This window comes from Clostridium isatidis, assembly GCF_002285495.1.
Lineage (GTDB): Bacteria > Bacillota > Clostridia > Clostridiales > Clostridiaceae > Clostridium > Clostridium isatidis.
The window spans coordinates 2,203,929-2,224,757 of sequence record NZ_CP016786.1 but is presented as its reverse complement, the minus strand read 5'-3'; the positions used below and the strand labels follow the sequence as shown (position 1 = coordinate 2,224,757).

At 33.0% G+C, this 20,829-nt stretch carries 18 protein-coding genes; 15 read left to right on the top strand and 3 right to left on the bottom strand.

Annotated features, from left to right (window positions below):
* The 7 genes from BEN51_RS10475 (at window position 1) to BEN51_RS10445 (ending at window position 7,748) form a co-directional block, all read left to right on the top strand.
* The gene (locus BEN51_RS10475) at window positions 1–693 is read left to right on the top strand and encodes a response regulator transcription factor (RefSeq protein WP_119866013.1); all 693 of its coding nucleotides are present in this window, start codon (window positions 1–3) and stop codon (window positions 691–693) included.
* The gene (locus tag BEN51_RS10470) at window positions 683–1,789 is read left to right on the top strand and encodes a sensor histidine kinase (protein WP_119866012.1); all 1,107 of its coding nucleotides are present in this window, start codon (window positions 683–685) and stop codon (window positions 1,787–1,789) included. Before BEN51_RS10475 ends, BEN51_RS10470 begins: the two co-directional genes overlap by 11 nt.
* 185 nt (window positions 1,790–1,974) lie before the next feature.
* Window positions 1,975–2,646 (top strand): hydrogenase nickel incorporation protein HypB, encoded by a 672-nt coding sequence (gene hypB, locus BEN51_RS10465; RefSeq protein WP_119866011.1) that lies wholly within the window; start codon window positions 1,975–1,977, stop codon window positions 2,644–2,646.
* 27 nt (window positions 2,647–2,673) lie between these two features.
* Window positions 2,674–5,355 carry an FAD-dependent oxidoreductase gene (locus BEN51_RS10460; protein ID WP_119866010.1) on the top strand — a complete coding sequence of 894 codons (2,682 nt, stop codon included), beginning with the start codon at window positions 2,674–2,676 and terminating at the stop codon, window positions 5,353–5,355.
* Between the two features lie 24 nt (window positions 5,356–5,379).
* Window positions 5,380–5,721: a hydrogenase maturation nickel metallochaperone HypA/HybF gene (locus tag BEN51_RS10455; RefSeq protein WP_119866009.1), complete on the top strand. Its 342-nt coding sequence runs from the start codon at window positions 5,380–5,382 to the stop codon at window positions 5,719–5,721.
* Window positions 5,722–5,753: 32 nt separating this feature from the next.
* Window positions 5,754–6,701, top strand: coding sequence for a DUF5692 family protein (locus BEN51_RS10450; protein ID WP_119866008.1), 948 nt, complete (start codon window positions 5,754–5,756; stop codon window positions 6,699–6,701).
* Window positions 6,702–6,743: 42 nt separating this feature from the next.
* On the top strand, window positions 6,744–7,748 hold the full coding sequence (locus tag BEN51_RS10445) for an energy-coupling factor ABC transporter permease (RefSeq protein ID WP_119866007.1): 1,005 nt from the start codon (window positions 6,744–6,746) through the stop codon (window positions 7,746–7,748).
* A 69-nt stretch (window positions 7,749–7,817) separates the two neighbouring features.
* Here BEN51_RS10445 and BEN51_RS10440 read toward each other — a convergent pair whose 3' ends face one another.
* Entirely contained in the window at window positions 7,818–9,176 is a 1,359-nt protein-coding gene (locus tag BEN51_RS10440) for an MATE family efflux transporter (RefSeq protein ID WP_119866006.1), read from the bottom strand.
* 242 nt (window positions 9,177–9,418) lie between these two features.
* On the opposite strand from BEN51_RS10440, the gene BEN51_RS10435 reads away from it, so the two are divergent.
* The 4 genes from BEN51_RS10435 (at window position 9,419) to BEN51_RS10420 (ending at window position 14,423) form a co-directional block, all read left to right on the top strand.
* Window positions 9,419–10,555, top strand: a complete 1,137-nt coding sequence (locus tag BEN51_RS10435) for an NAD(P)-dependent malic enzyme (RefSeq protein ID WP_335621835.1) — start codon at window positions 9,419–9,421, stop codon at window positions 10,553–10,555.
* 9 nt (window positions 10,556–10,564) lie between these two features.
* The gene (locus tag BEN51_RS10430) at window positions 10,565–11,305 is read left to right on the top strand and encodes a MurR/RpiR family transcriptional regulator (RefSeq protein ID WP_119866005.1); all 741 of its coding nucleotides are present in this window, start codon (window positions 10,565–10,567) and stop codon (window positions 11,303–11,305) included.
* A 192-nt stretch (window positions 11,306–11,497) separates the two neighbouring features.
* Window positions 11,498–13,051, top strand: coding sequence for a PTS transporter subunit EIIC (locus BEN51_RS10425; RefSeq protein WP_207652767.1), 1,554 nt, complete (start codon window positions 11,498–11,500; stop codon window positions 13,049–13,051).
* 49 nt (window positions 13,052–13,100) lie between these two features.
* Window positions 13,101–14,423, top strand: coding sequence for a family 4 glycosyl hydrolase (locus tag BEN51_RS10420; protein WP_119866004.1), 1,323 nt, complete (start codon window positions 13,101–13,103; stop codon window positions 14,421–14,423).
* 51 nt (window positions 14,424–14,474) lie between these two features.
* On the opposite strand, the gene BEN51_RS10415 is transcribed toward BEN51_RS10420, so the two are convergent.
* Together BEN51_RS10415 and BEN51_RS10410 are read right to left on the bottom strand one after the other, a co-directional pair.
* Window positions 14,475–15,113, bottom strand: coding sequence for a nitroreductase family protein (locus tag BEN51_RS10415; protein ID WP_119866003.1), 639 nt, complete (start codon window positions 15,111–15,113; stop codon window positions 14,475–14,477).
* Between the two features lie 33 nt (window positions 15,114–15,146).
* Window positions 15,147–15,440 carry a hypothetical protein gene (locus BEN51_RS10410; RefSeq protein WP_119866002.1) on the bottom strand — a complete coding sequence of 98 codons (294 nt, stop codon included), beginning with the start codon at window positions 15,438–15,440 and terminating at the stop codon, window positions 15,147–15,149.
* A gap of 219 nt (window positions 15,441–15,659) precedes the next feature.
* Here BEN51_RS10410 and BEN51_RS10405 point away from each other — a divergent pair, with 219 nt between their 5' ends.
* From BEN51_RS10405 to BEN51_RS10390, 4 genes are all read left to right on the top strand, one after another.
* Window positions 15,660–16,433, top strand: coding sequence for a MurR/RpiR family transcriptional regulator (locus BEN51_RS10405; protein ID WP_164704107.1), 774 nt, complete (start codon window positions 15,660–15,662; stop codon window positions 16,431–16,433).
* Window positions 16,434–16,666: 233 nt separating this feature from the next.
* The gene (locus tag BEN51_RS10400; protein ID WP_119866000.1) at window positions 16,667–17,989 is read left to right on the top strand and encodes a 6-phospho-alpha-glucosidase; all 1,323 of its coding nucleotides are present in this window, start codon (window positions 16,667–16,669) and stop codon (window positions 17,987–17,989) included.
* A gap of 73 nt (window positions 17,990–18,062) precedes the next feature.
* Window positions 18,063–19,580 (top strand): PTS transporter subunit EIIC, encoded by a 1,518-nt coding sequence (locus BEN51_RS10395; RefSeq protein WP_119865999.1) that lies wholly within the window; start codon window positions 18,063–18,065, stop codon window positions 19,578–19,580.
* 79 nt (window positions 19,581–19,659) lie between these two features.
* Window positions 19,660–20,805 (top strand): glycerate kinase family protein, encoded by a 1,146-nt coding sequence (locus BEN51_RS10390; protein ID WP_119865998.1) that lies wholly within the window; start codon window positions 19,660–19,662, stop codon window positions 20,803–20,805.
* Window positions 20,806–20,829: the final 24 nt, after the last annotated feature.

The window sequence follows — 20,829 nt, the reverse complement described above, 5'->3', positions numbered from 1 at the left end:
ATGAAAAATAAGATTTTAGTGGTAGATGATGAAAAGGAAATTAGAGATCTATTAGAGATAAATCTTTTAAATGAAGGCTATGATGTAATTAAAGCGAAAAATGGAGAAGAAGCCTTAGAAATATTAGAAAAGGAAGAAATCCATTTAATGGTTCTAGATATTATGATGCCAGGGATGGACGGTTTAGAAGTCTGCAGAAGGGTAAGGGGGAAATATAATATTCCAATTCTTATGCTGAGTGCAAAGGCAGAGGATATGGATAAAATTCAGGGAATAATGACAGGAGCAGATGATTATGTCTGCAAGCCCTTTAATCATTTAGAACTTATAGTCAGGGTAAGGGCCTTAATTAGAAGAACCTACTTTTTGAATAATAGCATGCAGGCTTCAGATAATATAATTAGGATAGAATCAATGGTCATAGATAAAATGCAGCACAAGGTAACAATAGATGATAAGGAGATAGGCCTAACTGCAAGGGAATTTGAAATCCTATATTTACTTGCAAGCAATAGGGGCAGGGTTTTTACAACAGAAGAAATCTTTGAAAAAGTATGGAAGGAAAAATATTATCAATCAAATAATACAGTAATGGTCCATATAAGCAGATTAAGGGACAAATTAGAACAACATATGGAAGGCAACAAAATAATTCATACAGTTTGGGGAGTTGGATATAAAATTGAAAAATAAAAGATTAAAAAAGATGCTTATATCCTCAGCAATGGATATAATTTATGCCCTATTATTAACCCTAGTAACTCTCATATTTACAAAAAATATATTAAATTATTTATATAAATATACAGCCTCTACATTGGTCTGGTATATTTGGGATTTTTGGCGTACCATTAAATATACTCTTTTTAATGGAATTTTTGCTTATATAATGATTTTTTTAGTATTTATTTCTTTTTATCTATTAATAACTTATAGAAGAACCAAAAGTCTGGTAGATATAATAGATCAAACAGAAATAATGGCCGATGGTGATTTAGACAGGTTAATAGAAGTTGATATAAATAATGATATGAAAATTTTAGCTGATAATATTAACAGTATTTCAAGAAAGCTTAAGGAGAGAACAATAGAAGAAAGAATAGCTCAAAAAACAAAAAATGATTTAATAACCAATGTTTCTCATGACTTAAGAACTCCACTAACCTCAATAATGGGCTATTTAGAAATTATAGATAAGGATAAATATGAAGATGAAGTACGTCTTAGATACTATGCAAGTATTGCCTATGAAAAAGCAAAGAGCCTAAGCCTGCTTATTAATGATTTATTTGAGCTTACCAAAATGCAGAATAACAGCATTAAATTAAATAAAAGCATTATTAATTTAGTTGAATTAGTAGGGCAGGTAACTGCTTATTTTGAATATCAATTTAAAAAGGCAGATATGGAGGCAAGGATAAATTTTTCAGAGGATAAATTAATTGTAAAGGGAGATGGAGAAAAATTAGTTCGTGTCTTTGAAAATCTCCTTTCCAATGCAATTAAGTATGGTCAAGAAGGCTATTATGTAGATATAGTTACAAGGGCAGAAGAGGATATGGCAGTAGTTCAGGTAATAAATTATGGTGAAGCAATACCTTCAGTAGATCTGCCTTACATATTTGATAGATTTTATAGAATAGAAAAATCAAGAAACAGCAATAAGGGTGGATCAGGCCTAGGCTTAGCAATAACTAAAAATATTGTTGAGCTTCATGGTGGAAAAATATCTGCCTATAGTGATGATGATAAGACTGTATTTGAAGTTAAATTGCCAATGGAAGAATAAATATATATACCTTCAATCAATAATTAACTTAATTGTTAATATGGTTGAAGTTTTTTTTACTTTATAAAGCTTTGTAGAAAAGTATAAAAGGAGTAATTGGTAAATATTGACATATAAAATTTAGAATGTTAAGCTTTTATCAAAGGCATATTTTTTAAAAACAAATTTATTGATGGAGGTATAATATGGCGGAATTTAGGGTACTTGAGATAAAGCAAAGTGTTTTTGAAGATAACAATAGGCAGGCAGATTTACTTAGGGAGGAATTAAAAAAGGAAAAAACTTTCTTGCTAAATGTGATGTCCTCACCTGGTTCAGGAAAGACCACAACTTTGACTAAAACAATAAATAACTTAAAAAAGGATATAAGAATTGGAGTAATGGAAGCAGATATAGATTCAGATGTTGATGCTCATACAATTTCTGAAACTGGTGTTAAAGTCATTCAGCTGCATACTGGAGGAATGTGCCATCTTGATGCAGATATGACAAGACAGGGACTTACAGCTCTAGGAACTGAAGATATTGACTTAGCAATCTTAGAAAACGTAGGAAACTTAGTATGTCCTGCAGAATTTGATACTGGAGCCTCAAAAAGCATAATGATTTTAAGTGTTCCAGAAGGCGATGACAAGCCTTTAAAGTATCCTTTAATGTTTTCTGTTGTAGACCTTGTATTAATTAATAAGATTGATGTTTTAAATTATTTTGACTTTGACCTAGAAGCCTGCAAAGAACGTATTAAGAAGTTAAATCCAAAGGCAGAAATAATTCCTATATCAGCAAGGACGGGAGAAGGAATAGATAAGTTTTCAGACTGGCTTCGCAGGGAAATTAAAAATTGGAATGAAGGCTAAAGTAAGAAAAATGGAGGATAGGGTTATATGGTAAAAGAAAAGGTGCTGGATCTGGCTAATCATATAAGCAGAAAGAAGCGTGGCTCAAAAAATGAAATAAAGGCAACAGATCCAGAATATTTAATTTTGGAACCGGTTGTAACTGATGAAATGGCAGAAGTTGCTCTTTGCATGAAGATAAGAGAAAAAACTACTGCAAAGGAACTTGCTCCAAAATGCGGCAAATCAGTAGAAGAAACAGAGAGACTTCTATACCAATTAGCAGAGGTAGGAGTATGTTTTGTTAACAATATAAATGGAGTTGATACTTTCTGGTATGACACTTGGGTTCCAGGCATTATGGAAATGATGGTTAATAACAAAAAGAATGTTGAAAAATACCCTCAAATTGCAGAGGCCTTTGAAGCTTATGGAAGGGTAAGGGGACCTAAGTCAGCAGGAGCCTTTCCAGTAGGAGTGGGCTTAATGAGAGTTATTCCTATAGAAAAGGCAATTGATGGAGAAACAAGAAGGGCTTCCTATGAGGAAGTTTCAAAATACCTTAACGACAATACTATCTTTAGTGTTTCAGACTGTTCTTGCCGTGTATCAAGAAGGGTAATGGGAGAAGGCTGCGGCCACTTGGCAGAAGACATGTGCATTCAAATGGGACATGCTGCTGAGTATTATATTAGAACAGGCAGAGGCCGTCAAATAAGCAGGGAAGAAGCCTTTGAAATAATAAGAAGGGCTGAAGAAAATGGGCTTATGCATCAAATACCAAACCTTGATGGTTCAGGCAAAACCCATGCTATTTGTAACTGCTGCGGCTGTTCCTGCCTTTCCTTAAGATCTGCTGGAATGTTTAAAAATTCTGATATGGTCCGCTCAAATTATGTTTCTTCAGTCAATAAGGATAAATGCGTTGCCTGTGGAGAATGTGTGGCAGTATGTCCAGTTAATGCCCTAAAGTTAGGACCAAAATTATGTGAAATTAATCCTCCTGAGGAAAAGGAATATGAAACTCCAAGGGATACAGAATGGGGACCTGATAAGTGGAATTCAGACTATAGAATTAATAGGGAAAATGTAACTGAGAGGGGAACAAGTCCTTGTAAGACAGAATGCCCTGCCCATATAGCAGTTCAAGGGTATATAAAATTAGCTTCCCAGGGAAGATATAGGGAGGCCTTAGAATTAATTAAAAAGGAAAATCCTTTCCCAGCAGTCTGTGGAAGGATATGCCCAAGAAAATGCGAATCAGCCTGCACTAGGGGAGATATAGATGACCCTATTGCCATAGATGAAATAAAGAAATTTATTGCAGAACAGGACTTAAATGCAGAACACAGATTTATTCCTAAGATAAAAAATAACTATAATAAAAAAATTGCAGTAGTAGGTTCTGGAGCAGCAGGCCTTTCCTGTGCTTATTACTTGGCTGTTGAGGGCTATAAGGTAACAGTATTTGAAAAGGAAAGGGTCTTAGGGGGTATGCTTACCTTAGGAATTCCGTCCTTTAGATTAGAAAAAAATGTAGTTGAGGCTGAAATTAATATCCTAAAAGAATTGGGAGTTGAATTTAAAACAGGAATTGAAGTTGGTAAGGATTTAAGATTGCAAGATTTAAGAGAGGAAGGCTATGAAGCCTTTTATATAGCAATTGGTGCTCAGGCAGGAAGGAAGCTTGGAATAGAGGGAGAAGAGGCAGAAGGAGTTATTTCAGGAATTGATTTCTTGCGAAAGGTTAATTTAGGGGAAAAGCTAGAGCTTAAGGAAGATGTAGTTGTAATAGGAGGAGGCAATGTTGCCATAGATGTAGCAAGAACAGCAGTAAGGGCTGGAGGAAAGAAGATTAGCATCTACTGCTTAGAAAAGCCAGAAGAAATGCCAGCTTTAGAGGAAGAGATTGAAGAAAGTTTATCTGAAGGAATTATAATAAACAACTCCTGGGGACCAAAGAGAATAATAACAGAAGATGGAAAGGTAAAAGGAATAGAATTTAAAAAGTGCCTTTCAGTCTTTGATGAAAATAATAAATTTAATCCAAAATATGATGAGGAAGAAACTATAACAGTTAAGGCTGATACAATAATTCTTTCTGTTGGACAAGCTATTGACTGGGGCGGTCTCCTTGAAGGCAGCAAGATAGAATTAAATCCTAATAATACAGTAAAGGCAGATTCCTTTACTTATCAGACTGAGGAAAAGGATGTTTTTGTAGGAGGAGATGTATTTACAGGGCCTAAATTTGCTATTGATGCCATAGCGGCAGGAAAGGAAGGGGCAATTTCCATTCATCGCTTTGTTCATCCAGGTCAAAGCCTAGTAATAGGCCGTGACAGAAGGAAATATAAGGCCTTTGATAAGGAGAATATTCTTCTTGAAGGCTATGATAATATTCCAAGGCAGAGGACAAATCATGTAGATGGTAAAAAGGCAAGGGAAAGCTTTAAGGACTTAAGACTAACCTTTACAGAAGAACAGCTTAAAAAGGAAACAGAGCGCTGCCTAAGCTGTGGAGCAACGGTTGTTGATGAATTCTTATGTGTAGGCTGTGGTGCCTGCACAACAAGATGTAAATTTGATGCCATTTCTCTCGTTAGAAAATATGATGCAGAAGGGGTTGCCTTTGAAGATCTAAAGCCAGTAGTTATTAAAAATGTTATTAAGCGTAAGGGAAGAATTGTCCTTAAAAAGGCTAAGAAAGTATTAAAGAGGAGCAGATAGTATTTAGTATTGAGGAGAGTTTATATGCATGAAATAGGTGTTTTATTTGAGGTGGTTAAAACTGTAGAAAAGTTTGCAAGGGAAAATGATGTAAAGAAAATTGAAACTCTAGTCTTACAGATAGGGGAACTCTCCTCTGTAGTTCCTAGATATATGAAAAATCTATATCCAGCAGCAATAGAAGGAAGCATCTTAGAAGATTCAAAACTAGAAATACAAGTACTGCCTGCCAACGCCTTATGTAAAGATTGTAATAAGGTTTTTGCTTTAATTAAGAACAAAGGAATATGCCCCAAATGTAATAGTAAAAACTATGAAATACTAGGGGGCAGGGAGTTTTTTATTAAGGAAATTGTCTGTTATTAAGATTAAAAATAATTAATAAAGAGGGTTGGAATATGTTTACTTTTAATTATGAAGCAGGAGCTAGCTTTGCTTCTGTATGGTTTGTTTGGATAGCAGTATTTCTAAGTTTATTTTTATTAAATGAAATATCAAGGCGGTCTAAAATTTGCGGCTTTATTTGTTTTGTTATTCTGCCAACAGTCCTTTCAGTTTTATGGTTTACAGTCTTAAAGGATAAGACTTATACAGATTGGTTCCATTTAGCAAAGGTATATTCCTCAACAGCAGGCTGTATTGGCTTTTGGTGCATAAGGTATTTAAAAGGGGGAAGAAGAAAAATTTTCCTTGCCTTTCCTCCATTGATTTTAGCAATTAATATTCTTGAAGCAGTAATTCGTGATATTGAAATCGGCCTTAAATATACTGGAGGCGGAATTCTTACAGATGGAAATATGTATGTATTGGGAGGGTCATGGAATTATATGAATGCCTTGGCTGGTATCTTAAATATTATAACTATAAGCGGCTGGGTAGGAATTTGTATTCGTAAAAAGACAGCTAAGGATAAGAGTCAAGACATGCTTTGGCCAGATATGCTATGGTTTTGGATTTTAGCCTATGACCTATGGAATTTTGCCTATACCTATAACTGCCTTCCTGGTCATTCCTGGTATTGCGGTTTTGCCTTACTTCTTGCTCCAACTTTATGTGCCTTCACTGTTGGAAAGGGAGCCTGGCTTCAACATAGGGCCCATACTCTAGCACTATGGTGCATGTTTGCCCAAACCTTTCCATCCTTTATTGATGAAGGTAAATTTGCAGTAGCATCAAGTTATAGTGAAAGCTGGTTATTTATTATAAGTTTATTAGCTCTTATTGCTAATGTAGCTGTAACTATTTATATGCTATATAAGATCAAGAAAACAAAGCGCAATCCATATTTAGAAGAATTGTATGTTGACTTAAAACAATATAAGGAAATAAAGAGTATGTCTATTTAACTATTTAGAATAGGGGAGAAAGGGATAAAAGGAGGAGATAAAATGCATATGGTAAATAACCTTATTAGTCCAGCAGTCGCAGGGCTAATGTATTCCTGTTCTACGGCGGTAGCAGGATATTCAATAAAAAAGATTAAATTAGAAAATAGTCCAGAAAGGACTGCAATGATGGGAGCTGCTGGAGCCTTTGTTTTTGCAGCCCAAATGGTTAATTTTACAATCCCAGGAACAGGTTCTTCAGGCCACCTTTGCGGAGGAATATTACTAGCTGCCTTATTAGGACCTTATGCGGCTTTCTTAACCATGGCTGGAATATTACTAGTACAAGCTTTGCTCTTTGCAGATGGGGGAATTTTAGCCTTAGGCTGTAATATATGGAATATTGCCTTTTATAGCTGTATTGTTGGAGGACTTTTCATATGGAAGCCTATTATGAAGGGGGGAGTATCAAAGAAGAGGATTATTATAGCATCTATTATAGCTTCAATAATAAGCTTACAGCTTGGAGCCTTCTCTGTAGCTCTTGAAGCCTTAGCTTCAGGAAATTCTCAATTACCTTTTGTTGATTTTATATCCGTAATTCAGCCTATTCATTTGGCAATTGGCCTAGTAGAAGGCTTTATAACTGCGGGAGTGCTTTCCTTTGTATATGAAGCAAGAGCAGAATTAATCTGGGGAGGAAAGAGAGAGGAAGAAAAAAAGGCTAAGTTATCCTTTAATAAACTAATTGCTGCTCTTTCAGCAACAGCAATATTAACTGCAGGAGCTCTTTCTTTAGCAGGCTCTGAATATCCAGATGGTCTTGAATGGTCCATAAGTAAAATTACTGGCTCTATAGAAATAGAAAGTTCTAGCGAGTTTTATAAAAAACTTGATAGCTTCCAAAAAGCTATTGCAATTCTGCCAGACTATTCTTTAAAAAATTCTGATACTGCTTTTGGAACATCTTTATCAGGGATTTTTGGAGGAGCTGTAGTTGCCCTATCTTTAATTGGAGGATCTTCTTTAATTAATAATTCTAAAAAAGACAGCTTAATAGCAGGATAAGAAAGATAATTTAGTAAAGTCATACTGTAAAATTAAAATAAAAAAGAAGAGCAGCAAGGCTCTTCTTTTTTATTGTTCAGTTGCTGGACTTAATTCCTTTTCTTTCATCATTGAATTTATTCTCTTGATATAAGTAAGTGTCAAAGGAACAGCAGCAGCTATCCAAGCAGCAGGATCAGCTAAAGCTATTCCTGTAAAATCTAATAGCTTTGGAAGAGTAAAGGCAACTACTGTTCTAGCTACCATTTCAGCAAAGCCAGCCATCATAGGTACAAAACTATCTCCAATACCTTGAAGGGTGTTTCTAAATATAAAGATTAAGCCTAAAGGTATATAGAAGATAGAAACTGTATTTAAGTAATGTTTTGCTGTTTCTATTACTTCAACATCATTAGCACTTACAAACATCTTTATAAAGGCAGTTCCAAATATTAAAACTATAAGGGTAGAGCTTATACTTACTATTATGCTTATAATAACTCCCTTTTTAACTCCGTCCTTTATACGATCTATTTTTCCAGCTCCAAGGTTTTGGCCAGCATAGGTAGCCATTGTAACTCCAAAGGAAATAGAAGGCTGCATAAACACTTGCTGAACCTTTAAGGCTGCAGTATAAGCTGCTATTTTTATTGAACCAAAGCCATTTAGGGCAGCTTGTAGAATAACAGCACCAGCAGCAGTTATGGCAAATTGAAGGGCCATTGGAATACCAATTCTTAGCTGAGTTTTTGCATAATTAGGGTCTATTCTCCAGTGTTCTTTCTTTAATCTTAAGATTGGAAATTTTTTTACTATATATATCATACATAAAATTGCAGAAATTCCCTGGGAAATAACAGTTGCATAAGCTGCTCCTTCTGGACCCATTCCAAAGCTTCTTATAAATACAATATCTAAAACTATATTTAAAAGTGAAGAAATAATTAAGAAATATAATGGAGTTTTACTATCTCCAAGGGCTCTTAGAACACTGGAAAGGATATTATAAAATACAGTTGCTGCAATACCTGCATAAATCACAATAATGTAAGCTAGAGCATCATCTAAAATATTATCTGGTGTATTCATAAGTATTAGAAGAGGCTTAACAGTAATTACACTGATAATTGTAATTATTACAGTCATAATAGCAGATAAAACTAAGGAACTTGCAAAAGCTTTTTTTACTCCTTCTTTATTACCTGCACCAAACTTTTGAGAAACTAATACTCCAAAACCTCCAGTTAATCCAATAACAAATCCAATTACTAAAAAGGATAGGGCTCCAGTTGAACCAACTGCAGCTAAAGCATTAACCCCTAAAAACTTACCAACAATTATAGTATCAGCCATGTTATAAAACTGTTGAAAAACATTACCTATAAGTAGCGGAAGAGAAAAGGTTAAGATTAGTTTTATAGGATTTCCTCTTGTCATATCTTTTGTCATGACCATTCCCCCTTTGTAAAAATTTATATAAATGTATAATTGATAAAAGTTTTCATAACTACAAAACATTATTATATAATTATTAATTAATAAAGGCAAGAACATATATAATTATTTCATTTTTTGAAAATAATTGAATTATAATAGGATTTATATAAAAAGTTACTTAGGTCTTAAATTGCCTCAAACTATTGAAATAAAAGGGAAGAGAACCTATTATACAAATGAGGAGAGTGATAGATATGAAAGAAAAAAGCTTAGAAGCACATAGCAAATGGAAGGGTAAAATTGAAGTAATAAGCAGATGCGATATAAAAAATAATGAAGATTTAGCAGTAGCTTATACTCCTGGAGTAGCCCATCCCTGCTTAGAAATTCAAAAAGATGAGAATTTATCCTATGAATATACAAGAAGGGGCAACTTAGTTGCAGTTATTACTGATGGCAGTGCTGTTCTTGGCTTAGGAGATATTGGACCACTAGCAGCTATGCCTGTAATGGAAGGAAAATGCGTATTATTTAAAGAGTTTGCAGGGGTAGATGCCTTTCCATTATGCATAAAGGATAAGGATGTAAATACAATAGTTAATACAATAAAGCTTTTAGAAGGAAGTTTTGGGGCTATTAATTTAGAAGATATAAGTGCTCCAAGATGTTTTGAAATAGAAGAAAGATTAAATGAAATATGCGATATACCAGTCTTTCATGATGATCAGCATGGGACAGCCATAGTAACCTTAGCAGCCTTGTTAAATGCTAAGAAGCTTCTTAAGAAGGATTATGATATGAAAATTGTAGTTAATGGAGCTGGAGCTGCAGGCATTGCCATATCAAACTTGATTTATGAAGCAGGTTTTAAGAACATTGTAATTTGTGACAGGTATGGTATAATAACTCATGAAAACGCTTCTAACGATTATCAAAGAAAATGTGCCGATAAATTCAATAAGGGTAAAGAAGGCACATTAAAGGATGCTCTAGAAGGAGCAGATGCCTTTATAGGAGTTAGTGCAGCTAACATTGTAACTAAGGAAATGGCTCTATCAATGAATAAGGACGCTATTATATTTGCCTTAGCAAACCCAACTCCAGAAATAATGCCTGAAACAGCTCGTGAAGCTGATGTAAAGGTTATAGCTACTGGAAGAAGTGATTATCCTAATCAAATAAATAATTTATTAGTTTTTCCAGGGATAATTAAGGGAGCTTTAAAGGCACGTATTAATAAAATAAGCAAAGAAATTCAGCTGGAAGTTGCAAGGGCAATTGCAGGATGTATAGATGAAGCTGATTTAAATCCAGATTATATAATACCTAGTGTTTTTGATAAGAGAGTTGTTGACTTAGTTTGTGATGTAGTATATAAATTTAGAAAATAAGGAGTTATTATGGAACATTTAGCTAGGTTATTTAATACATTGACAAATAGTGAACAAAAGGTTTTTACTTATATTTATCATAATGAACAAAAGGTTATGACAATGAAGATAAATGACCTGGCTAAAGCCACCTTTACATCAAAGACTGTAATAATAAATTTAGCTCAAAAGTTAGGTTTTGAAGGTTTTTCAGACTTAAAATATTATCTTAAAACCTCATACAATAATGAAAATTCAAATAAATTACTAGAAGATTTGCAGTATAGCTTAAAGGAAAATATAGAAAGAACCTTTAAGGTTATAGATATAGCTTTATATAAAAATATCGCAAAGGAAATAATAAAGGCCAAGGCTGTTTATGTCTTTGCAAGGGGAACAAGCAAGGCTGCAGGACACCATTTAAACCATATGCTTTTAACCTTAGGAATTAAGTGTATCTATGTTCAAGATTATAACTTATCGACCATTGTAGGGAACACCTTAGAAAAGGATGAAATGGTAATATTAATATCCCTATCAGGTAAGACAAGCAAGATTTTAGAAATAGCTAATATTGCCAAGATGAAGGGCTGTAAAACCCTTGCAATAACTTCCTTTGGTACAAATGAACTAGCCAAGATAAGTGATTATACCTTTGCTTGCGTATCTGACGAAACAGAAACTAAATTTAATGACAGCAGTTCTAGAATAGGGATCTTTTTAGTTATTGAGATGCTTGTGAATACAATTAAAGAATATATAAAAAAATAGCTCTAGTTTAGGGCTATTTTTTGTTTCTGACCTAGGTCATTTTGCCTGACCTAGGTATTTAGATAGGAAAAGAGTATCCTTCAAACTTATTGTAAATGTTTAAATTTAAATATAAAATTAAAATCGAAAAGGGCGCTCTAAAAAGAAATTATATTTTGTATATTAAGTAAGATGGTAAATGGAGGAAGAATAATGAGAAAAGAATTAAGCCAAAAAATTCAACAATTTGGTAGAACTTTATTGCTTCCTATCGGAGTTATGGCTCCAGTAGGTATGATTTTAGGTATAACAGGAGCTCTTGTTCAATCATATATGATTGCTAGATTTCCGGTATTAGGTAATGAAGCTATTAATACAACTTTAGTTAGTATAAGAACTATAGCAAGTGCTATTTTTGATAATATACCTTTATTATTTGCTATGGGTGTTGCTTATGGTATGTCTAAAAAGGACAAGGGAATTGCAGTTTTTGCTTCAGTCCTTGGTTATTTGATTTTAATTATTACAATGAACGTATGGTTAAATGTAACTGGTAAGCTAGTTGATGCAGATGTTATGAGCCAATTCGGTCAAATAAAAGTTCTAGGAATTCAAACAATGAATGTTAATGCCTTAGGAGGTATTATTGCCGGCGGAGTAGCAGCCTGGGCAACTGATAAGTTCTATAAGTTAGAATTACCAATAGCTTTAGCTTTCTTTGCAGGTAAAAAATCAGTTCCTATTATAACAATGGGAATAATGGTAGCTATAGGTTTAGGAATTCCATTTATTTGGGAAGCAGCAGTTGGATTATTAACTAATCTATCAGTAGTATTCTTAAGTCCAGTTGGACCATTCTTTACAGCAGCAGGTGAAAGATTATTTATACCATTTGGATTACACCACTTATGGAATGCATTATTTAGATTTACTGAAGCAGGTGGAACTTACATAATCAATGGAGAAACTTATGTTGGAGTTGTTCCAACCTTAAATGAAATCCTATTCAATTTAGGACCAGACAGCGAATACTGGAGCATGATGCCTAAATTAACAAGATTTATGGCACAACAACAAATGCTAGTAACCTTATTTGCCTTCCCAGCAATAGCTTTAGCAATGTATAAAACATCCCACAAGGAAAATAGACCAATGGTTAAATCTTTAATGTTAACTTGTGTGCTAACAGCTTTATTAGGTAATGTTACTGAACCGTTAGAATTCTCCTTCGTATTTATTTCACCACTATTATATGTAATTTATGCATGTATAGTAGGTATAGGAGCAGTAGCAATTTCCTTCGCAAATGTAGGAATTGGATATATTAGAGGAACAATATTTGACTTTGCAATCTTCGGTTTATTATATGAAAAGACAAATTGGCTAAGCTTTGTGCTTATAGGATTAGTTTTAGCAGTAGTAACTTACTTTATCTTTAAGTTTATGATCTTAAAATTAGACCTTAAAACTCCAGGTAGAGAAGATGTGCCTTCAGTTGAAAACACATTAATCAAAGAAAAGAGATATGATGAAATAGCGAAACTTGTTGTTAAGGGTCTAGGGGGAAGATCTAACATTAAAAATGTTGATAACTGTATTACTCGTTTAAGAATAGATTTAGGAGATGTTAAAGAAGTAGACAAGAAGATCTTAGAGGAATCAGGATGTACAGGAATTTTCTTCCCAGCACCAAAACATATTCACATAGTTTATGGACCATTAGTTGAATTTGTTAGAAATGCTGTGGATGAAGAATTAGAAAAATAAATTTATTTGTAAAATTACAAAATTTATAAAAGAAAAGGTGGAGTTAGATATGAGAAGTAGCAATATTATAACAGTAACTGGAGCAGGAAGCGCAAGAACACCAGCCTTAGTTGGAAGTTTAGTTAAAATGAAGGATAGATTTCCTTTAAAGAAGATAATTTTTTATGATATAGATGATGAAAGAACATCAAAAATGGAGGACTATATAAGATTAGTGCTTAAGCACTTTAGTCCAGAAACAGAAGTTGTATTTACAACAGATCCAGATGTAGCTTATGAAAGAACAGACTATGTATTCTGCCAAATGCGTGTAGGTAAAGGGGAAATGAGAAGTCTTGATGAAAAAATCCCATTAAAATATGGTTTAGTAGGACAAGAAACCTGTGGACCTGGCGGATTTGCATATGGAATGAGATCTATAAATGCAATGATTGAAATGGTTAATCAAGTGCGTAAGCATTCAAAGGATACCTGGATATTAAATTATACAAATCCAGCAGCAATAGTAGCCTTAGCTTTAGATAAGGTATTCCCAGATGATAAAAGACTATTAAATCTATGTGACCAGCCATACTCCCTAATGAGATCCTTTGCAAAGATTTTAGGAGTTCCACAAGAGGACTTAAGGGCAACTTACTTTGGCTTAAATCATTTTGGATGGTTCACAGACCTATGGGATATTCATGGAAATAATCACTTTGAAAAATTAAGAAATTACCTAAGAGACCATGATTTTAAACCATATAATGCAGAACAAAGATCAAAATCTTGGTTAGACACTTACCTAAGAGTAAATAAATATTTAAAATTCTTTGATGAATATATTCCAACGACTTATCTACAATATTACTTCTTCCCAGAAGAAATAGTTGCAGAAAGTGATCCAAATTATACTAGAGCTGATGAGGCAAGAGACAGCAGGGAAAAGGAAATTTGGGAAATTTGCAGCAAGGCTGTAGGAACAGATAATATTGAAGATATAGAAATCATAAGTGACAGTGTATTTGGTAACCTAATGGTTGAATTAGCTGAATCAATTGCTTATGACCTAAATAATGAATTTATATTAATGAGCAGAAACAATGGAATAATAACAAACTTCAGTGAAGATGCAATAGTTGAAGTGTCAGGTACTGTAGGAAAAGATGGTGCTCATCCTTATAAATATGGTGAAATTAAACCATTCTATAAGGGACTTATGGAAGGTCAACATGCTTATGAACGCTTAACAGTAGAAGCATGCTTAGAGCAAAACTATGTGAAGGCTTTACAAGCTTTAACCTTAAATAGAACAGTAGTAAATCCAGAAAAGGCTAAATTAGTTTTAGATGATTTAATGGAACATAATAAGGAATACTGGTATTTAAAATAAGAGGGGATAAAAAAGACAGATTCATTATGAATCTGTCTTTTTAACTTATATTTATAACCAGCTTGTAATTTCTTCGGCAGGTAGTCTGTAGGAAGGATATCCCGGATCCTTAGCTTTACCTATGGCAACAATCATAACGGGATAATATCTATCCTTATCTAATCCAACTGCTTCTGCAATTTTATCTTTTTCAAAGCCGCCGATGGCATTTGTATCATAGCCGTGAGATCTGGCAACTAGCATTAAATTCATGGCAACTAAGCCGCAATCTATTAAAACAGTTTCTATATTCTTTTCCCTGCTCATAGTTTCGTAATACTTAGAAAAGGTACTTAATTGCTTATCCTTAACTTCTTGAGGCATATAGCCTTTTTCAACAGCTGTTGAATAGATTTTTTCTGCATAATCAAAGCTTTGCAAATCTCCAAAAATTATTATCATGGCTGCAGAAGTTTCTAACTGATTAATATTAAACCTAACTAAAGGTCGTAACTTTTCCTTGCCTTCCTCTGATTCTACTACAACAAATCTCCAAGGCTGCATGTTGATTGATGAAGGAGCCTTTACTGCCTCATTAATAATTTGAGTCATTTCCTCCTTACTTATCTTTACGCTGCTATCGTATATACGTATTGAACGTCTGCCTTCATTTATATCTTTAAAGTCATTATTCTTATGTATTTCTGACATTTTTCATCCTCCTTAAAATTGATTTTATATTAATTAATCATTTTTATTATTATCATTTTGAATAATTATTTCGCAGGCTTTAAGGATTTTATATAATATTTCACATATTAATTTAAATAAAATTATTCCTAGAATAGGTGTCATTATAGTTTTTATTGAGTGAATAATATTGTAGAATTTAACCATTTCAGGAGCTACAGCCTTTCCAGGAACAATAGACAAATCCATAAATAATTTAAGTATAATAATTATGAAGTATATTAAAGCAGTAGTAAAGATATTATTTATTATCTTTTGTGAGTTCATGTTTCCAATTTTAAATTTCATAGTCTTTTCTCCTTTTATATTACGAATCTTTTATTTATTTTAATTATACAATATATTTTTACTTAAATGTTAAAATTTGAAAATTGCTATTTATATAAATTAGTAAAGCTAAAAATTAAAACTTCCTTAAAGGGTTCATTATAAAGAATATTATGTTAATATATTTTTAAATAATTTTATTTAATAGAGTTCAAAATAATAAATTAGGAGATGATTAAGGTGATAAAGGGGTTAAATAGTGATATTTTAAACAGCTTAAGCAATTCAGAAATTGAGGTTTTAAAATATATCGAGAAAAATAAAAGAAAGGTCCTTGATATGAGCGTTCAGGAGCTTTCAAAAAATACCTTTATATCTACAGCAACAATAATTAGGTTATGTAAGAAGATAGGTTTATCAGGCTTTGCAGAGCTTAAATATAAAATAAGGGAAGAGCTGAAGCATGAAAAAATTGAAGTTAAGGAACTTAGCAGCCTTGAAAAGGTAAAGGACATCTATCTTTATGAAATTAAACAGACCAGCAGCTTAATTTCAGAGGAAGATGTAGATAAGGTTGTTGACTTGCTGCTTGAAAATAGAAATGTTCACTTTTTTGGCAAGGGATTAACAAGCACAGCCCTTCAATATATATCTAAATATTTATTAACCTGTAATAGACTTAATATTTGTTATGAAGATACTCACATTGCCTACTTAGCAGCTGAAGCCATGACAGAAAAGGATGTTTTATTTGTTGCCAGTTTAAGTGGGAGAACACATCAAGTTTTAAAAATGATCCAAATAGCAAAAAGTAAAGGAGCTAAAATAATAGCAATTACCAACATAGACAATAATGAAATTTCTGAAATTGCAGATATTAATTTTAGGGTTTATGTAAATGAAGATAGTAAGTTCCCCTATGATATGAAATCAAGAATTCCAGTTTTATTTATATTACATGTTATAATAAATCGCTTTGTAGAAAGGAGAAATCTTAATATTTTAAATATCTGACATAGATTTTTATAATCCCCCTAAAGCTAGTAAAAATGCCAGCTGTTATAAATTACATTAGATGAAACATTTGACAAAAGGCTTAATACGCTACTAAAGGCTTGAGATTTATTGAAAAAGTTATCATAAGAAGTTAAACTCAAGCTGTAAACAAATTAAAGATGTTTCTTGAGAGACAAAATAATAACTTAAGATAAAAAATAGCTTTGTAATAAAACAAGGGGGAATTAAAAATGAAAAAATATAATGTTGTAATAGTAGGCGGAGGAAGTACTTGGACACCAGGCCTTTTAAGCAGCCTTTCAAAAAAGAAAAATGAATTTCCATTAAATAAGTTGGTATTATTTGATATAAATGCTGAACGTCAAGCAGTAATAGGAGAATTTGCAAAGATTTTTTTCAAAGAAAATTATCCAGATTTACAATTTGAATATACAACAGATAAGGAAGTTGCTTATAAGGATGTAGATTTTGTTTTCTGTCAAATGAGAACTGGCGGATATAAGATGCGTGAATTAGATGAAAAAATTCCACTTAAATACGGATGTGTAGGACAAGAAACCTGTGGAGCAGGAGGATTTGCTTACGGCTTACGTTCAATAAGAGATATGATAGAGATGGTTAATGATGTAAGAGCAAGCTCTAAGGATGCTTGGATAATTAACTACACAAACCCAGCAGCTATAGTTGCAGAAGCATTAAATAGAGTATTTCCAAATGATAAGAAAATACTAAATATATGCGACCAGCCAGTTAACTTATTAAGGTCTTACGGAAGATTACTAAATATGGATCCATATGAATTTGAACCAGTTTACTTTGGGTTAAATCATTTTGGCTGGTTTACTCACCTATATGATAAGAATGGTATAGATTTAGTTCCTGTAATTAAGGAAATGGTTTATAAAAATGGATTTAAGCCAGTAGATGCAGAACAAAGAGATCAATCTTGGCTAGATACTTATGCTATGGTTGAAAAGATGCTAATAGATTATCCAGAATATCTTCCAAATACATATCTTCAATACTACTACTATCCAGAATATAAGGTTTCAAAGCAAGATCCAAACTTCACAAGAGCAAATGAAGTTATGGCCAACCGTGAAAAGAGAGTATTTGAAGAATGCAGGAGGGTTGTAGAAGCTGGAACTGCAGCAGCAACAAATGTAGTTCATAATGATGCTCATGGAGACATGATTGTAGAAGTAGCTGAATCTATTGCTCATAATAGAAACAGACAATATATCGTGATAGTTGAAAATAACGGCTTAATTTCTAATATTCAAGATGATGCAATGGTAGAGGTAGCAGCCTTATTAGGAGCAAATGGACCTAGACCAATGGGAGTTGGAAAGATAGATACTTTCTATAAGGGAATGATAGAGCAGCAGTTAGCTTATGAAAAACTAGCAGTTGATGCATATTTTGAAAAGTCCTACAACAAGGCTTTAAAGGCATTAACTTTAAATAGAACAATTGTTGACGGCAAAAAAGCCCGCAAAATTCTTGATGAGTTAATAGAAGCTAATAAAGGCTACTGGCCAGAATTAAATTAATAAAATCACAAGAAAGATATTATTCACAATATCTTTCTTGTAAAATTAATTCTTAAATATAGGGGGAAAGAAAATGAATCGTAAACAAAAAATAATGAATTTTTTCCAGGCATTTGGTAGAAGCTTGATGCTTCCAATTGCAACTTTAGCAGCAGTAGGGATTCTTTATGGTTTAACAGCTGCACTATCAAGACCACAAGTACAAGCATTTTTACCCTTTTTAGAAAACGAGTACATTTATTATGTGCTATTTCTAATAAGATCAATGAGTGTTAAAGTATTCGATTTAATACCGGTATTATTTGCAATTTCAATTTCTATGGGCCTAGCTAAAAAGGAAAAGCATATTGCAGCTATGGCAGGTTTTATTGGTTATTATATTATGACTTGGAGTGCCTCAAACTTAATTACATCAGGCTTAATAACTTTTGGTGAAACAGGTTTAGGAACTGTTCTTGGTATTGCAGACACTTTAGAAATGGGTGCTATAGGCGGTATGATAGCTGGTATATTAGTTTCTTACTTACATAACCGTTATTATAATATAGAATTACCTGTAGCAATAGCCTTCTTTGGTGGAAAGAGATTTGTATCAATTGTCGTTGTTTTATGTGCTACATTACTTGGACAAATCTTACCTTTTATCTGGATACCTATTTCAAATGTAATCAACTCAGTTGGTCATGGTATTGCCAGCCTAGGTAATTTAGGAGTATTCCTATTTGGTTTCTTTGAAAGATTACTAATTCCAACAGGCTTACATCATATATTAAATGGTATCTTCAGAACTACAGCAGTAGGCGGAGTTTATGAAGGAGTAGAAGGAGTTTGGAATATATTCTTCCAATTCTTCGGAACTGTTGATATCAGTGAATTAAAACAATTTACAGTTTATATGGCTCAAGGTAAAATTCCATATATGGTATTTGGTCTTCCAGCAGCAGCTTATGCAATATATAAAACTACTAAGCCAGAAAGAAGAAAGGCAGTTAAGGCATTACTTATAGCAGGAGTTTTAGCTTCCTTTACAACAGGAATTACTGAACCTTTAGAATTTGCCTTCCTATTTGTAGCACCATTCTTATTCCTATTCCATTCAGTAATGGCTGGATTGTCATTTATGTTGATGGCAATATTAAATGTAGGTATAGGAAATACTCAAGGTGGTATAATAGACTTACTTGTATATGGAGTAATGGTTCCTGGATCTAATTGGATTTATACAGTAATAGTTGGTTTAGTTTATGCACTAATATATTTCTTCGTATTCAAGTCGTACTTAACTAAGAAAAATATTCAAATTCAAGCAGGAGATGAGGCTGAAGCTTCAGTTTCTGAAGAAAATAAAGGAAATTTAAATGGCAAGGAAGAATTAATTATAGAAGCCTTAGGTGGACGTGAAAATATAGTAGAAGTAAATAACTGCTTTACTAGACTAAGGGTTGATATAAAGGATATGAATAAAACTGATGAAGCTAAATTAAAGGCAACAGGAGCAGTTGGTATAGTAAAGACATCAAATACTCATATTCAAGTTATATATGGTCCAAAGGTTGATACAATAGCATCAGCAGTTAAATCAGCCCTTTAATTATAAGATATGATCACTCGGAGGAATATTTTTCTGAGTGATTTTATCTATTTATATTAGAAATAGTTGGAGGTATAAAATGAAAAAGTTTATATTAGCACCAGATTCTTTTAAGGAAAGCATGACTGCTAAGGAAGTCTGTTTGGCCATGGAGAAAGGAATAAAAAAGGCAATTCAAGATGCAGAATGTATTTATGTTCCAATGGCAGATGGAGGAGAAGGAACTCTTCAATCCTTAGTTGATGCTACAAATGGAAGGATATATTATAAGGAAGTCTTAGGACCTTTAGGAAATAAGGTTAAGGCAAGGTATGGAATATTAGGAGATAATAAGACAGGAATTATAGAAATGGCAGAGGCCAGCGGCCTTCATCTTGTAGAAAGAGAAAAAAGAAATCCAATGTTAACAACATCTTATGGAACTGGAGAATTAATTAAAGCAGTTTTAGATAAGGGAGTAGATAGAATAATAATAGGCCTAGGGGGAAGTGCGACAAATGATGCAGGTGTTGGCATGCTTCAGGCTTTAGGAGTAAGATTTTTAGATAAGGAAAATAAGGAAATAGCCTTTGGGGGTGGAGAATTAAATAAGATAGCAAAAATAGATTTATCAAATTTTGATAAGAGAATAAGAGATATTAAAATAGAAGCAGCCTGTGATGTGAATAATCTCCTAACTGGAGAAAGGGGAGCCAGCTATGTTTTTGGGCCTCAAAAGGGCGCAACTAAGGAAATGGTAGAAATATTAGATTCAAATTTAAAACATTTTGCAGAATTAGTTTATGATGAATTTAATATAGACATAGATAATATAAGTGGGGCAGGAGCTGCTGGAGGTTTAGGCTCAACCCTAGTAGGATTTTGCAATGCAAAATTAAATAAGGGGATAGATATAGTTATTAAATATTCTAAATTAGAAGAAAAGCTTCAAGGGGCTGATTATGTATTCACAGGAGAAGGAAGCATAGACATCCAGACTAAGTTTGGAAAGACCATAGCAGGTATAGCAAAGCTGGCTAAAAAATATGATATTCCTGTAATAGCTTTGGCAGGAAAAGTTGGGGACGGCATAGAGGATCTTTATGATTTAGGAATAAGTTCGATTTTTGGTATTCTCCCTGGAATTATTAGTTTAGAAGAGGCCCTAAAGGATGGATCTAAAAATATAGAAAGAACAAGTGAAAATATAGTTAGATTATTAAAAACTAATAAAGTGATAAAGTAATTTATAATTTATCCGATAATAAAT